Origin of the sequence: Mycobacterium arosiense ATCC BAA-1401 = DSM 45069 (genome assembly GCF_002086125.1) — a bacterium.
Taxonomy (GTDB): domain Bacteria; phylum Actinomycetota; class Actinomycetes; order Mycobacteriales; family Mycobacteriaceae; genus Mycobacterium; species Mycobacterium arosiense.
Genome location: NZ_MVHG01000293.1, coordinates 1 through 308, shown reverse-complemented (window position 1 = coordinate 308; position 308 = coordinate 1). Strand labels below are relative to the sequence as shown.

At 66.2% G+C, this 308-nt stretch carries 1 protein-coding gene; it reads left to right on the top strand.

All coding sequences use genetic code 11. From position 1 onward, the window contains the following. On the top strand, positions 1-308 hold a 308-nt coding region (locus tag BST14_RS31960; protein ID WP_211280850.1), incomplete at both ends, for a glucan biosynthesis protein.

The following is a 308-nucleotide window of genomic DNA, read 5'->3' as shown; positions in this document are numbered from 1 at the left end:
GGGTCAAGCAGACCATGCGCTCGGTCGGCGACGTGAAGCAGAAGAACCTGATCCGCCAGCAGGACGGCAGCACCGCCCTGGTCGTCGACTTCGAAGGGCCGGCCCTGAAGGACCTGGCGCCGGACGCGCCGGTGACCACCCAGGTCAGCACCGACAGCAACGCCGAGGTGGTGGAGAACAGCCTGCGTTACAACCCGGTCCTGAAAGGCTGGCGCCTGACGCTGCGGATCAAGGTCAAGGATCCGAAGAAGCCGGTGGAAATGCGCGCGGCGCTGGTCGACGAGGCGCAGAAGCCACTGAGCGAAACC